Annotated in this window: 12 protein-coding genes and 1 pseudogene; 1 reads left to right on the top strand and 12 read right to left on the bottom strand. The window is 66.8% G+C overall.

Annotated features, from left to right (window positions below; genetic code table 11):
* The 11 genes and pseudogenes from ROA7023_RS15040 to ROA7023_RS14990 form a co-directional block, all read right to left on the bottom strand.
* Positions 1 to 283, bottom strand: a pseudogene (locus ROA7023_RS15040) (fatty acid desaturase); the annotation flags it as partial.
* Between the two features lie 100 nt (positions 284 to 383).
* Positions 384 to 1,157, bottom strand: a complete 774-nt coding sequence (locus tag ROA7023_RS15035; RefSeq protein WP_085879861.1) for an ATP-binding cassette domain-containing protein — start codon at positions 1,155 to 1,157, stop codon at positions 384 to 386.
* On the bottom strand, positions 1,154 to 2,152 hold the full coding sequence (locus ROA7023_RS15030; RefSeq protein WP_085879860.1) for an ABC transporter permease: 999 nt from the start codon (positions 2,150 to 2,152) through the stop codon (positions 1,154 to 1,156). The genes ROA7023_RS15035 and ROA7023_RS15030 overlap by 4 nt, the downstream gene beginning before the upstream one ends.
* A gap of 76 nt (positions 2,153 to 2,228) precedes the next feature.
* On the bottom strand, positions 2,229 to 3,146 hold the full coding sequence (locus ROA7023_RS15025; RefSeq protein ID WP_085879859.1) for a substrate-binding domain-containing protein: 918 nt from the start codon (positions 3,144 to 3,146) through the stop codon (positions 2,229 to 2,231).
* A 14-nt stretch (positions 3,147 to 3,160) separates the two neighbouring features.
* On the bottom strand, positions 3,161 to 4,075 hold the full coding sequence (locus ROA7023_RS15020) for a sugar phosphate isomerase/epimerase family protein (protein ID WP_085879858.1): 915 nt from the start codon (positions 4,073 to 4,075) through the stop codon (positions 3,161 to 3,163).
* Between the two features lie 15 nt (positions 4,076 to 4,090).
* Entirely contained in the window at positions 4,091 to 5,179 is a 1,089-nt protein-coding gene (locus tag ROA7023_RS15015) for a Gfo/Idh/MocA family protein (protein WP_085879857.1), read from the bottom strand.
* A gap of 11 nt (positions 5,180 to 5,190) precedes the next feature.
* Positions 5,191 to 6,213 (bottom strand): ABC transporter ATP-binding protein, encoded by a 1,023-nt coding sequence (locus ROA7023_RS15010; protein ID WP_085879856.1) that lies wholly within the window; start codon positions 6,211 to 6,213, stop codon positions 5,191 to 5,193.
* The gene (locus ROA7023_RS15005; RefSeq protein WP_085879855.1) at positions 6,213 to 7,274 is read right to left on the bottom strand and encodes an ABC transporter ATP-binding protein; all 1,062 of its coding nucleotides are present in this window, start codon (positions 7,272 to 7,274) and stop codon (positions 6,213 to 6,215) included. The genes ROA7023_RS15010 and ROA7023_RS15005 overlap by 1 nt, the downstream gene beginning before the upstream one ends.
* Complete coding sequence (locus ROA7023_RS15000; protein ID WP_085879854.1) at positions 7,271 to 8,206, bottom strand: carbohydrate ABC transporter permease; 936 nt, start codon at positions 8,204 to 8,206, stop codon at positions 7,271 to 7,273. Before ROA7023_RS15000 ends, ROA7023_RS15005 begins: the two co-directional genes overlap by 4 nt.
* Complete coding sequence (locus tag ROA7023_RS14995; RefSeq protein WP_085879853.1) at positions 8,203 to 9,063, bottom strand: carbohydrate ABC transporter permease; 861 nt, start codon at positions 9,061 to 9,063, stop codon at positions 8,203 to 8,205. The genes ROA7023_RS15000 and ROA7023_RS14995 overlap by 4 nt, the downstream gene beginning before the upstream one ends.
* A gap of 72 nt (positions 9,064 to 9,135) precedes the next feature.
* Complete coding sequence (locus tag ROA7023_RS14990) at positions 9,136 to 10,746, bottom strand: extracellular solute-binding protein (RefSeq protein WP_085879852.1); 1,611 nt, start codon at positions 10,744 to 10,746, stop codon at positions 9,136 to 9,138.
* 222 nt (positions 10,747 to 10,968) lie between these two features.
* Between ROA7023_RS14990 and ROA7023_RS14985 the strand changes: the two genes are divergently transcribed.
* Positions 10,969 to 11,973 carry a LacI family DNA-binding transcriptional regulator gene (locus tag ROA7023_RS14985; RefSeq protein WP_085879851.1) on the top strand — a complete coding sequence of 335 codons (1,005 nt, stop codon included), beginning with the start codon at positions 10,969 to 10,971 and terminating at the stop codon, positions 11,971 to 11,973.
* 20 nt (positions 11,974 to 11,993) lie between these two features.
* Here the strand turns inward: ROA7023_RS14985 and ROA7023_RS14980 are convergent, their stop codons facing one another.
* On the bottom strand, positions 11,994 to 12,683 hold the full coding sequence (locus ROA7023_RS14980; RefSeq protein WP_085879850.1) for an SDR family NAD(P)-dependent oxidoreductase: 690 nt from the start codon (positions 12,681 to 12,683) through the stop codon (positions 11,994 to 11,996).
* Positions 12,684 to 12,756 lie beyond the last annotated feature (73 nt).

Below are 12,756 nucleotides of genomic sequence, written 5' to 3'. Positions count from 1 at the left end.
CCGAGCCATAGAGCACGCCGTAGACCAGGAAGAACGGCACGCACCACCAGGTGCCCCAGGTCAGCACCCCGCCGAGCCCGGTCAGCGCCAGCAGGCCGATCCAGAGGATCGTGTCGCGGATCGCGGGCCCGTCCCTGCGGAGCATCAGCTCCTTGATCTGCTTGCGCGGGACATCGGTGTGATACCACTCCGCCGAGGCCAGCCCGATCTCGACCGCGTAGCGCGAGCTTTCGCCGGTCAGGCTGTAATCGCGGGGATGATGTGTCAGGGACTGGACGTTCATTTTGTCACCTTCGGTTGGCTGCCGTGATCCTGGCGCCCCGGACCCGAGCGAGCGCGGGCCGGTCGGGCCCGGGCGAGCGGAGATGGCCGGTGCAGGCCGGTCATGCGAGCGCGGGCTCCTCTGCGGTCAGGTCGACACCCATGATGAGACCCTCGATATCCAGGACACCGGCGCCCGCGACCGCCTGTTGGGCCACGACCTCGCCCCGGCGCATGACCACCAGACGGTCGGCGACCTGCAGCACGTGATGGACATTGTGGGTGATCAGCAGGACCGAATGGCCCTGGGCCTTCATCTCTCCGACAAAGCGCAGGACGCCGCGGGTCTCTTCCACGCCGAGGTTGTTGGTGGGCTCGTCCAGGATGATCAGCCGTGCGGCGAATTGCATGGCGCGGCTGATCGCGATGGACTGGCGCTCGCCGCCCGAAAGGGCGTTGACCGGGGTCTGGGCGGTCAGCGACTTGGTGATGCCCACGCGGCGCAGCAGGCTGGCCGCCGCATCGCGCAGCTGGCCGAAATCGATCGGCGCGAGGGGGCCGAGCCAGGGCAGGCGCACGGGTTCCCGCCCGAGAAAGAGGTTGCGCCCGATACTGAGATGCGGCGCGAGCGAGGTGTCCTGGTGGATCGTCTCGATCCCCAGCGCCATGGCGTCGCGGGCCGAGCGGATGCGGACCGGGCTGCCGTTGACGGCGATGCTGCCCCGGTCGGGCTCTATCACGCCCGAGACGATCTTGATCAGGGTGGACTTGCCGGCGCCGTTGTCGCCCAGAAGCGCCACGACCTCGCCCTCGCCCACGCTGAGGTCCGCCCCCTTGAGGGCCACGACATTGCCGAAGCACTTGTGTATGTCCGACAGGGACAGCACATCGGTCATCGTCCCGGCTCCCCCGCGCGGCGCAGCCCCGCGTGCAGCATCAGCATCAGCAGGATGATGCCGCCCACGAAGGTCGAATAGGCCAGGCCCGGCACGCCGATCATGATGATGCCGTTGCGGATCGCCCGCAGCAGAATCACGCCCAGCACCGTGCCGAAGATCGTGCCGTAGCCGCCGGTCAGGGCGGTGCCGCCGACGACGACCATGGCGATGACCTCGAGCTCGTATTCCGTGCCCGCCACGGGCGAGGCGTTGTTGATGCGGAAGGCCGAGATCATGCCGGCCAGCCCCGCCAGCGTCGAGGTCAGGACGAAAAGGCCGATCTTGACCGCGTCGGCCGGCACCCCGCGCGCGATCGCCGCCTGGCGGTTGGAGCCGATGGCCGAGATCCAGTTGCCGAGGCGCGACAGCGTCAGCACGTAGCCGGCCAGCAGCGCCAGTCCGGCGAACCAGAAGAGCGACGCATAGAGCCGGAACGGCCCGAGGTTGAAATCGCCCGCCAGAAGGGTGCGGAACACCGTCTCTTCGCGGTAGCTTTGCAGCGGAAACCCCTGCGTGAGGTAGAGCGAAGAGCCGCGCACGACCAGCAGCATGGAGAGAGTGACGAGGAAGGACGAGATCCCCATCTTGGTCACGATCAGCCCGTTGACCAAGCCCACCAGCATGCAGGTCAGGAGGCCAGCGGCCAGCGATGGCCCGATTGCCCAGCCCGTCGATTGCACCAAGATCATCGCCACGCAGGCGCCCAGCGCGAACACGGCGCCGACGGACAGGTCGAATTCGCCGGCGGTCAGCAACAGGCACATGCCAAGGGCGATGATACCGAGCTCGGGCATGAAGGCCAGCATGTTCGACACGTTGCGCGGGCTTGCGAAATGCGGCGCAGCAATGGTGAACCCTGCAAGGACCACGATCAGCATCAGCAGCGTTGCGACCTGGGGGCGCCGCAGCGGGTTGCTGCGGCGTGCGGGCGGTGGGGCAGAGGCGGCGTCCATGGCCACGGCGTCATCCTTCGTCGTCTGAAAAAGCTGTCCCCGGGGCCCACGCAGGGCGGCCCCGGGGCGCGGGTCGTTATTGAGCGTTGTAGAGGTCGAGGATCGGCTGGACACTGTCCGCGTCATAGAGGCTGAGCGTCAGCACATCGTAGCCGATCGGCTCTCCCTTTGCGGCCAGCGCCAGCAGCGCCACGGGCATGAAACCCTGCGCCGAGGGGAACTGCCACGCCGCGGCGTTGACCCAGCCGCCCTCGACGGCCTCGGCGGTGGCCTGGCTGTTGCCCCAGCCGACGACCGGCATCTCGCCCGCCGCATATCCCGCGTTTTCCAGCACCGGCTGGACCGCGGCGGCGACGCTGTCGCCCAGCGCGATGATCGCGGCGGGCTCATTGGCCAGCATGTAGTCCGACATCGAGGCCTGGATGCCCGCCGGATCGGTGCCCGCGTCGAACACCTCGTAAGTGATGCCCAGCGGATCGAAGACGGAGGCGATGCCCGCGGTCTCCAGCTGCTGGTAGCTGGCGCCCGGAACCTCGACCGGCAGGAAGACGGAATCGCCCTCGGAGACGAAGCCGCCATCCACGAGGTATTCCGCCCACATGACGCCGACCCCGGTCAGGTCCGCGCCGACATAGGCCTGGCGCCCGGTGGCCGGGTCGTCCGTGTTGAAGAAGACCACGGGGATTCCGGCGTCCCGCGCCGCCGGCACTTCCTCCATCCACAGGCCCGGCTGGGCCGAGGTGGTGGCGATGCCGTCCGGCTGAGCGGCGATGGCGGCGTTGAAGGCTTCTTTCTGGACGGCGAAATCGCCGTTCGAGAAGGTGACGTTGCAGGTCACGTTGAGCTCTTCGCAGGCCGTCATGGCCCCGGCGTTCCAGTCGACCCAGAACTTGTCGCTGGGGCCGCCGTGGCTGAGCAGATAGAACGTCAGGTCCTGGGCCGCCGCGGGCAGGGCCGTCGTGGTCAGTAGGATCGTGGCAACAATGCATTTCATGGGATCAGTCCTTTTCACACGCCGTTGGCGACGAATTTGCCGTCGAGGAATTCCTTCGCGCGCGGGATGTCGCTTTCGTCGAGATGTTCGATGATCACCTCGATGTTGGGGTGCTTTTCCGACAGGCGCTGCAGGTAGAGGTCGTAGTTCAGCTCTCCGAGGCCGGGGGCCGGCAGCTCGATCTCGCCGACGCCGCGGAAGGTGTGGGATTCCAGCGCCTCGTCGTCGCCGATATCGGCGTGCTTTTCGGTCTTGTCCTCGCCCGAACGCTTCACGTCCTTGGCGTGGGCGATGCAGATCTTGTCGGACAGCGTGTCGAAGACCTGGTTCAGGATCTTGTCCATATCGTCGATGTTGTGGGCCTCGAAATAGTTCGTGGGATCCATCAGCAGGCCGAGGCCCGGGTGGTTGACCTGGGCGAACATCCGCACGGTTTCCTCGACCGAGCCCACGACGTTGTTGACGTAGGTTTCCAGCAGGAAGACCGCGCCGTGGTCATAGGCGGTCTGGGCGAGCTTGGTGATCTCGGCACGGCACTCGTCCCAGCCTTCCTCGGTCTTGTTCTTGGGGTGGTGGACCCAGTCGCTGTCGGGATCGAAGGTGCCGGTTTCCGAAATCACGTAGCGCGAGCCGAACGCGCGGGCGTTGCGGACGATCTCGTGCAGGTAGTCGTTGCGCTTCTTGCGCTCGCCCGGGTCGGGGTGGACGATGTTGGTGTAGCCCGAAACGCAGCAGATCGGCAGGTTGTGGGCGCGGAAGGTGTCGCGCACCTTCTTGGCCTTGGCCTCGGTGATCTGGCCCGCGCTCAGGTCGACATCCCTGAAATGCAGGTCGAGCTGCGCGGTGGTGAAGCCGTGCCCCTTGATCTTCGAGCAGGTTTCCTCGAGGCCGTAGGGGTAATACCCGGTAAAAATTCCAGCGTGCATCATGGTTTGGTTCCTCCCTTAAGGTGTTTGTATTTCGCTGAGCCGCACCGTCCGTCCCTCTGCGACAGAGCGGTAGGCGGCTTCGATCAGCTCGACGGTCTTGACGTTGTCGGCGACGGTCAGGGCAGGGGCGGCACCGGTCTCGACCGCGTGCTGCAACTGCTCCATCACGCCGATGAAGGCGTGGGGGAACCACATCGTCTCCCAGCCGGGGGTGACCCACTGGCCGCCCGTGGTCTTGCGCGAGGCATAGGTCAGCGTCGAGGCGACCCCGGTGGGCCAGCCGATGGTGCCCTTGGCGACGCCCTCGGTCCCGTCGATCCGGAAGGTGATGTGCTGGTCGTCGTCGTATCCTTCCGCCCGCGGGCCGGACCACACATCCTCGGTGGACAATGCCAGCGCCCCGCTCTCGAAGCGCAGGGTCGACACGCAGATTCCGTCGGTGTGTTGAAACGTCGTGCGCGGGTCGGTGCGGACCACGGTGGTGATCTCTTCGGGCTCGCCCAGAAGGAACCGCAGTACATCCAGGTGATGAACGCTCATGTTCGACAGGGTCAGCCGGTCATATTCCTTCAGGAAATCCTGCCAATGGGGGATCGCGTGCATGTCGATCTGCGCGAACACCACCTCGCCCAGCTCGCCCCGGTCGAGGATCTGCTTGAGAACCTGCATCGCCTGGTCGTAGCGCATGTTCTGGTTGACGCTCAGAATCTTGCCGGCCGCGGCGGCCTCGTCGCGCAGGGCGCGGGCCTCGTCCAGCGACAGCGCCAGCGGTTTCTGCGCGAGGATGCCCTTGACGTGGGGCTGGCCCAGCGCGTGGCGGATCAGCGCGGGCTGCTGGTCCGGGGGATAGGCGATGTCGACGATCTCGACCTCGGGGTCCTCGATCAGCGCCTCGGGCGTGTCGTGGACCCGGCCGATCTTCCAGCGGTCGGCCACCTTCTGCGCGTTGGCGCGGGTGCGGCTGGCGATGGCGACCACCGGAAAGCCGGCGTCGGCATATGCGGCCAGGTGGCATTCGGCCATGATCATCCCGGCCCCGATGGCGCCGATCTTGCTGCCTTTGCTGCGGACCGGCGGGTCCGGTGCGTAGACCAAGTCTTTCATCTCTTCCTCCCTCATGCGTCGACTGCCAGGGCATTTCCCGCGGCGTCGAAAAAATGTGCCCGTGCCGGATCGACCGAAAGGCTTACATGCGCCCCTGTCTGCAGATCGGGCTGGCCGCGCAGGCTCGCCTTCAGGGTCTGGCCCCGCGCGTCGATCGACAGGGTGGTGAAGGCGCCAAGCGGCTCGATCTCCGAAATCGTGCCCTCGCCGCCGCCCGGGTTCACCCGCAGGTTCTCGGGGCGGATGCCGATCCGCGCGGCCCCGGCCGGCAGGTTCGGCAGGGCGATCACCCCGGCCATGTCGCCCGGGATCACGTTGATCCGCGGCGCGCCGAGCATCTCGGCCACGTAGGTGCTGTTGGGCTGCCGGTAGAGGTCTTCGGGCGTGCCGATCTGGCGGATCCGCCCGGACTCGAGCACCGCCATCCCGTCGGCCACCGACATCGCCTCCTCCTGGTCGTGGGTGACGTAGACCAGGGTCTTTTGCATCTCCTGCTGGATGCGCCGCAGCTCCACCCGGGTCTCCTCGCGCAGGCGGGCGTCGAGGGCAGAGATCGGATCGTCCATCAGGTAGGCCGCCGGATCGCGGACCAGCGCCCGGGCGATGGCGACGCGCTGACGCTCGCCGCCCGACAGCTGCGCGGGCGGCTTGCCGAGGATATGGCCGATGTGCAGCTTCTCGGTGACCTGCGCCACCCGCGCACGGATCTGCGCCTCGGGGATCTTGCGCTCGACCAGCGGGAACCGGACGTTGTCGAGCGCGGACATGTGCGGAAACAGGGCGAGGTTCTGGAACACCATCGCCACGTTGCGTTTGGCGGGCGAGACATGGGCCACAGGCTGCCCGTCGATGAAGATCCCGCCGGTGTCGGGCGTCTCCAGCCCGAGGATCAGCTTGAGGATCGTGGACTTGCCCGACAGCGGCGGCCCGAACAGGCAGAAGAACGCGTTGTCGCGGATCTCGAAGCTGGCATCGTCCAGCGCGACGATGTCGCCGAACCGCTTGGTGACGTTCTGGAACCGGATCGAGGCCATTATCCGTGTCTTTTCATGGCCGCGCCGGTGGCCGGGTCGAACAGCCGGATATCGGCGGCATCGACCCGGAACCGGAAGGCCTGGCCTTCGCGCGGGGCGGTGTGCTCGGCGTCGAGCACGGCCTTCACCTCCGTCTCGCCGGCGCGAAGGTGGACGATGGTGCGGGCGCCGATGTGCTCGACGATCTCGACCCCCATGGCCAGCGGGCCGTCGTCATCGGGGTGCACGACCTCGGGGCGGAAACCCGCGAGAACCTGCGCCGTGCCGGGCGCCGCGGTCAGGGTCAGCGCACCGATCCCGTCCATATGCGCCGTGTCGCCATCGACGCGGGCCGGGATCAGGTTCATTCCGGGCGAGCCGATGAACCGGGCCACGAACGTGTCGGAAGGGTTGTTGTAGACCTCCAGCGGCGTGCCGACCTGCAGCAGCCTGCCGTGGTCCATCACCGCGATCCGGTCGGCCATGGTCATCGCCTCGAGCTGGTCGTGGGTGACATAGACCATGGTCTGGCTGAACCGCCGTTGCAGCCCCTTGAGCTCTGACCGCATGACCGCGCGGAACGCCGCATCGACGTTCGACAGCGGCTCGTCCAGCAGGAAGATCGCGGGCTCCACCGCGGCCGAGCGGCCGATGGCGATCCGCTGGAGGATGTTGACCGACAGCCCCGCCGCCCGGCGGTCGAGCATCGGGGTCAGCTGCAGCAGCTCGGCGATGTCCGAGACGCGGCGCGTCACCTCGGCGCGCGACATGCCCTGCGCCTTGGGGCCATAGGCCAGGTTCTCGCGCACACTCATGTGGGTGAAGATCGCGTAGTTCTGGAACACGAAGCCCACTCCGCGCTTGGCCATCGGCACGCCGTCGATGCGCTTTCCGTCGAAGCGGATCTGGCCGCGGGTCGGCTCCAGCATGCCGGCGATCATGTTCATCGTGGTGGACTTGCCGCAGCCCGAGGGGCCCAGCAGCGCCATGAACTCGCCGTCCCGGATCGTCAGGTCCATGTCGCGCAGCGCGGTGAACGACCCGAAATCCTTGCCAAGCGTGTCGAGGACGATCTCTGTCATGAGCCCCTCCGCAGCCGCGCTATGGCAAAGGCCGACACGATGGACAGCGAGATCAGGATCGCCAGCGCGATCGCCGCGACATAGCCCCAGATCAGCTCTTGCTGGGTGACCTTGTAGATGTAGACGCTGATGGTCTCGGTCGCGATCCCGGGGCCGCCGCCGGTCATGATGTAGAGCGTGTCGAAGATCTTGAAGTTCTCGATCACCCGGATCGCCAGCGCGATGATGATGATCGTCTTCATCCGTGGCAGGATGATGGTCCGGAACCGCCGCCACCAGCCGGCACCCAGCAGCACCGCCGCCAGTTGCTGATCCTTGGGCACCGATACCAGGCCGGCCAGCAGGATCAGGAACATCAGCGGCGTCCACTGCCAGATATCGGCGATGATGACCGCCGCCAGGGCCAGATCCGGATCGCTGAGCCAGGCGATGGAGACGGTGCGGCCCGCAAACGCGGACAGGATGTCGTTCACCGGCCCGCCCGACTGGAACAGCATGAAGAACATGTAGCCGGCGACCGCGGGCACCACCATCATCGGCACCAGCAGCACCGAGTAGAAGATCCGCCGCCCGGGAAACTCGTCGACGAAGAGGATGGCCAGCCCCAGCCCAAGGAAGAACTGGACCGGCACGCAGACCAGCATCACGAAGAGCGTCCGCCAGAGCGCACCCCAGAACCGGAAGTCGGAGGCGAGGTCGGAATAATTCGTCAGCCCGATCCACAGCTCGTGGGCCCGCCACCAGGGGATGCCGTCCAGCGGCGACCAGTCCGTCAGCGAGATGTAGATCTGCATGCAGATCGGAAACACCGCGATGAACAGCACCAGAAGCTGGGCCGGAAGGGTCAGGCGAAAGCCGAGCCGCGCGGCCTCCCGGTCGGGCGGGGCGGGGGTCTCGGTCCGCGGCGGGGGGATATCGGCGATCTCGGTCATTCCTTCAGCGCCCCGAATGTCAGGCCGCGGACCAGCTGTTTCTGGATCGCGATGCCCATGATCACGGGCGGGACCGCGGCGATCAGGCCAAGGGCGGCCTTGGCGCCGTAAAGCTGGCCGGTCATCGAGGACGACAGCGACGCCATGTAGACCGGTATCGTCACCCAGTCCCGGGTCGTCAGCAGCAGCGCGATCAGATAGTCCGACCAGTTCAGGATGAAGACGAACAGTCCCGACGAGGCCAGCGCGGGCCGCATGATCGGCAGGGTGATCCGGGTGAACACCCGCCAGCGGGAACAGCCCTCGACCAGGGCCGCGTCCTCGATCTCGCGCGGCATGTCGTCGAAGAAGGTCTTCATCAGCCAGAAGCTGAACGGCATGGTGACGATGCCGTAGATCAGCGCCAGCCCCCACCAGGTGTCGATCAGGCCGAGGAAGGCCCACATGATCATGACCGGGATCATCACGGCCATGGGCGGAAAGATCCGGAGCTGGATCAGCGCCAGCGGCAGGTTCCCGCCCGAGCCGAAGCGCGACAGCCCGTAGGCCGCCGCCGACCCCGCGACCATCGCGATCAGCGTGCCGAATGTGGCCGCAAGCAGCGAGGCCAGGATCGGCCGCCCCGCCGTGCGCTCCAGCGCCACGATCAGGTCCGATCCGCTCTCGCCGAAGATGAAGCGGAAATTGTCCAGCGTCGGGTTTTCGGGCCACCAGGTCAGGTTCGCACCGGCTGCCTGCCATTCGGCCACGGGTTTGAAGGCCATCGACATCATCCAGATCGTCGGGATCAGCGACAGGGCCAGAAAAGTCAGGATGGCGGCGTAGCGAAAGGTCTCGAAAGACAGGCTGCGGTGCATAAGGTCAGACCCCGGTATGGTGCAGCGGGCAGAGGCCGAGGCCCCTGCCCGCAATGTCGACAATGTGGGAGGTCATGCGCCGATGGGGTCGATCACATCGGGCCAGGCCGCCTTGTTGGCCTGGATCGCCTCGAGCAGCTTGTCCTCGCCCACGCGCCGGGCGATCCGTGCCCATTGGCGTTCGGTGTTGGCCATCGCCTGCTCGGCCGACATGCTTCCAGTGAGCGCCGCGACAAGGCTTTCGTCCAGCGCGTTGTGGAAGGCCGTGGCGCCGGGATAGTTGATCGTCGGCACGGTGCGCCGCACGCTCTCGCGGACGATGTCCATGTGGTAGTCGTGGTAGGTCTCGCGCACCAGCGGATCGGCGAAGTTCGCCAGCTGGAACGGGTCGAAATAGCCGCCCGGGTTGGCGGTCATCCACGAATAGATCCGGCTCGATCCCAACCATTGCAGCAGCAGGTAGGCCGCCTCGGGATGCTCGGATTGCGACGACACCGAGGCCGAGAGGTTCAGCCACAGGACCGTCCGGCGGACCAGGCCGCCGTCGTGTTCGCGGCCCGGGGGCAGGTGGCTGCCGACCTTGCCGGTGACCATGCTGCCTTCGTTGGCGGGGTTGTCCAGGAACTTGGGCAGGTTCGAGAACGCGCAGGTCATCGCCGCGCCGCCCTGGGCGAAGTTGCCGTATTGCTCCGGCCAGCTCCACGAGATCGCGTCGGGCGAATGGTGCGACAGGCTGTCGATGTATTCCTGGGTGGCCGCCCAGCCGGCCTCGGTGTTGATCAGCGCGGTGCCGTCGTCGGCGAACAGGAACTGGTTGGGCGAGGCCATGGAAACGAACCGCTGGTACCAGTTGGTATAGCCCCAGCCCTGGTTGCGCAGATCGGTGGAGCCATAGAGCCCATCGTCCGGCCGGGTGAAGAAGGCCGCGATCTCGTCGTGCTGCTTCCACGTGGTGGGCGGTGCCAGCGCATAGCCGTGGGCATCTGAAAACGCCGCCTGCTCGTCCGGGTCGTTGAACAGATCGGTGCGGTGGTTCCATGTCTGGAAGTCGCCATCGAGCGAGACGCCGTAGACCTTGCCGCGGTAGCCGTTGAGCAGCGACACGCCCTGTTCACCGTTCACATAGCCCCGCTCGGGGTCGTCCCATTCGGGGCGGTATTGCGCGACGTAATCGTCAAGCGCCACGATGCCGCCGGTCTCGGCGAGATCGCCCAGGCGGTTCCATTCGACCGCGTAGATGTCGAAGCCGCCGGCGTTGGTCGAGACGTCCTGCATGACCTTGGTGAATTCCTGACCGTTCGGCACGCCGACGATGTCGAGCGTGATCCCGGTCTCCTGCTCCCACAGGTCCTTGACCGACGGCGCACCTTCGGGGAAGGGCTGGGTGATCTGGCCGATGGAGCCGTCGGACAATCCCAGCACGATGCGGCTGGGCGCCTTGCCCGCGCCGACCAATGCCCGGATGCCCTCGATGGCGCGGCCTTCCGGCGTGTCGGGCCCGTATTGGTAGCGTTCGGCGCCCGGAAAGCCGGTCGGCCCCCCGACCATCCCCTCTGCCAGCCCGGCCTGGGCGCGGGCCCTGTCGGCGCGGAGCACGAGCGGAGCGCCGATACCGGCGAAAATGGCAGTCTGCGCAGCTCCCGCAAGGACGCGGCGCCGCGTGAAGCGGTGTGTCTCGGTCATGTGATTTCCTCCCGTGGACCGCCCTTTTTTCGGGTCATGTCCATACAGACAGCATGACGCAGGGGGTCTGCCCGGCAAAGCATCATGATGCATCCTTTTACATCATTATCCATCCGTTTGATCTGATATTCCGCAATATCGTCAAATAAGAGTGGCTATGCGAGGCATTGATGATGTCTTAAGATTGCATATCAAGACCTCATTGAGGGGAGTTTTGCGGAAATGCGCGCGACGATATCGCGAATCGCCCGAGAGGCGGGCGTGTCCACCGCGACGGTGGACAGGGTGCTGAACGGCCGCGACGGGGTGCGCGACAGGACCCGCCAGATCGTCGAGCAGGTGGCCCGTGATCTTGGCTATTACGGCTTGCCCACCGGCGAGGCCAAGACCGCGCGGCTCGATTTCGTGCTGCCCGCGGGGCCCAACGATTTCATGGCGGACCTGCGCCGGCACCTCTTTGAAGAGGCCCAGACCCTGACAGGGGTCGAGATCAACGTGCATCAGATCGAGGGGTTCGACCACGACCGGCTGCCCGAGCGGCTGCGGTCGCTGGAGGGGCGCACGGATGCGGTCGGCGTGGTGGCGCTCGACCACCCCAAGGTGCGCGAGGCGATCAACGCCCTCGCGGCGTCCGGGGTCCATGTCGGCACGCTGATTTCCGACATCCCCTCGACCCGGAAGGTCGGCTATGTGGGGATCGACAACCGCGCCGCCGGTCGGCTTGCCGGGCTGCTCATGGGGCGGTTCGTCGGCGGCTCCGAGCCCAAGCGCGTGGCGGTCTTCATCGGCTCGCCGGCCTATCGCGGGCACGAGGAACGCGAGATGGGGTTCCGGTCGATCATGTCCGAGGATTTCCCGCAGATCCGCATCGCCCATATCGCCGAGGTCCGCGACGACCGCGAGCGGGCGTTCGAAGAGACCCGCCGCCTGCTGGCCGAGGACCGGATCGACGGGATCTACAACATCGGCTCCGGCAAGCGCGGCATCGCGCGCGCACTTCGGGCGGCGCGGCGGGACCAGGACACGGTGTTCATCGCCCACGATCTGACAGAATCGACAAAGCCGATGCTGCTGGACCGCACCATCGACGCGGTGATCGACCAGAACGTCCGGGTCGAGGCCCGCGAGATCGTCAAGTTGCTGCTGTCCTCGGTGCGCGGCTCGGTGGAGCCGGAATACATGCCGCGCCTGCAGGTGATCTTTCGCGAGAACATCCCCACGTCCTAGCGTCGCCGAGTTCCGCGCGGCTAGCCGATCGAATAGCCGCCATCCACCGGCAGCACGACGCCGGTGACATAGCTCGCCTCGTCCGAGGCCAGGAAGTGGATGACGTTGGCCACCTCATGGGCCTCCGCCCAGCGGGCCATGGGGATGCGCTCGGTGATCCGGGGCTCGCGGACGGGGTCGGACCTGGCGGCCATCGCCATCCGCGTCAACACCCAGCCCGGGGCCACGGCGTTGGCGCGGATGCCGCGCGGGGCCCAGGCGGTGGCCATGGAGCGGGTCAGCGCGACGATGCCGTTCTTGGACGCAGCATAGCCGGGCGATTTCGGCGAGCCGAAAAAGCTCCACATTGAGGCGATGTTCACCACATTGCCACGCGCCGCCGTCAGCTTGTCCAGCGCGGCGGTGGCCGAGGCGTGGCAGGCGGTCAGGTTGACGTCGAGCACCTTGCGGAAGTCCTCGACCTGCCACTCGCGCTCCTGCAGCTGGATGCCCGCGCAGTGGATCAGCGCGTCGATCCGGTCCGCCGCGCCGATCATCCGGTCGATGTCCCGCGGGTCGGTGACGTTCGTCTCGAGGAACTCGATCCCGGCGGGCAGGTCGTCGTCCCGCTCCAGCCCGGCGGCGATCACCCGGTAGCCCGAGGTCAGAAAGCGGCGGCAGGTGGCCAGCCCGATTCCGGTGCCCCCACCGGTGACGATCGCGGTCTTCATGAACGGATCCTTTCGCAATTGGCCGCTGGCCATGCTCTGGCCGCGCGTTGGGTCCCCGCCGGGTGCCGGGGCG

Origin of the sequence: Roseisalinus antarcticus, assembly GCF_900172355.1 — a bacterium.
GTDB lineage: Bacteria > Pseudomonadota > Alphaproteobacteria > Rhodobacterales > Rhodobacteraceae > Oceanicola > Oceanicola antarcticus_A.
The sequence above is the reverse complement of the archived record's forward strand: the minus strand, read 5'-3'. Positions and strand labels throughout refer to the sequence as shown.

What these genes read in the sequence shown, in the direction of transcription:
- ROA7023_RS15035 (WP_085879861.1), bottom strand. Translation starts at nt 1,157, where the DNA reads ATGACCGATGTGCTGTCCCTGTCGGACATACACAAGTGCTTCGGCAAT.
- ROA7023_RS15030 (WP_085879860.1), bottom strand. Translation starts at nt 2,152, where the DNA reads ATGGACGCCGCCTCTGCCCCACCGCCCGCACGCCGCAGCAACCCGCTG.
- ROA7023_RS15025 (WP_085879859.1), bottom strand. Translation starts at nt 3,146, where the DNA reads ATGAAATGCATTGTTGCCACGATCCTACTGACCACGACGGCCCTGCCC.
- ROA7023_RS15020 (WP_085879858.1), bottom strand. Translation starts at nt 4,075, where the DNA reads ATGATGCACGCTGGAATTTTTACCGGGTATTACCCCTACGGCCTCGAG.
- ROA7023_RS15015 (WP_085879857.1), bottom strand. Translation starts at nt 5,179, where the DNA reads ATGAAAGACTTGGTCTACGCACCGGACCCGCCGGTCCGCAGCAAAGGC.
- ROA7023_RS15010 (WP_085879856.1), bottom strand. Translation starts at nt 6,213, where the DNA reads ATGGCCTCGATCCGGTTCCAGAACGTCACCAAGCGGTTCGGCGACATC.
- ROA7023_RS15005 (WP_085879855.1), bottom strand. Translation starts at nt 7,274, where the DNA reads ATGACAGAGATCGTCCTCGACACGCTTGGCAAGGATTTCGGGTCGTTC.
- ROA7023_RS15000 (WP_085879854.1), bottom strand. Translation starts at nt 8,206, where the DNA reads ATGACCGAGATCGCCGATATCCCCCCGCCGCGGACCGAGACCCCCGCC.
- ROA7023_RS14995 (WP_085879853.1), bottom strand. Translation starts at nt 9,063, where the DNA reads ATGCACCGCAGCCTGTCTTTCGAGACCTTTCGCTACGCCGCCATCCTG.
- ROA7023_RS14990 (WP_085879852.1), bottom strand. Translation starts at nt 10,746, where the DNA reads ATGACCGAGACACACCGCTTCACGCGGCGCCGCGTCCTTGCGGGAGCT.
- ROA7023_RS14985 (WP_085879851.1), top strand. Translation starts at nt 10,969, where the DNA reads ATGCGCGCGACGATATCGCGAATCGCCCGAGAGGCGGGCGTGTCCACC.
- ROA7023_RS14980 (WP_085879850.1), bottom strand. Translation starts at nt 12,683, where the DNA reads ATGAAGACCGCGATCGTCACCGGTGGGGGCACCGGAATCGGGCTGGCC.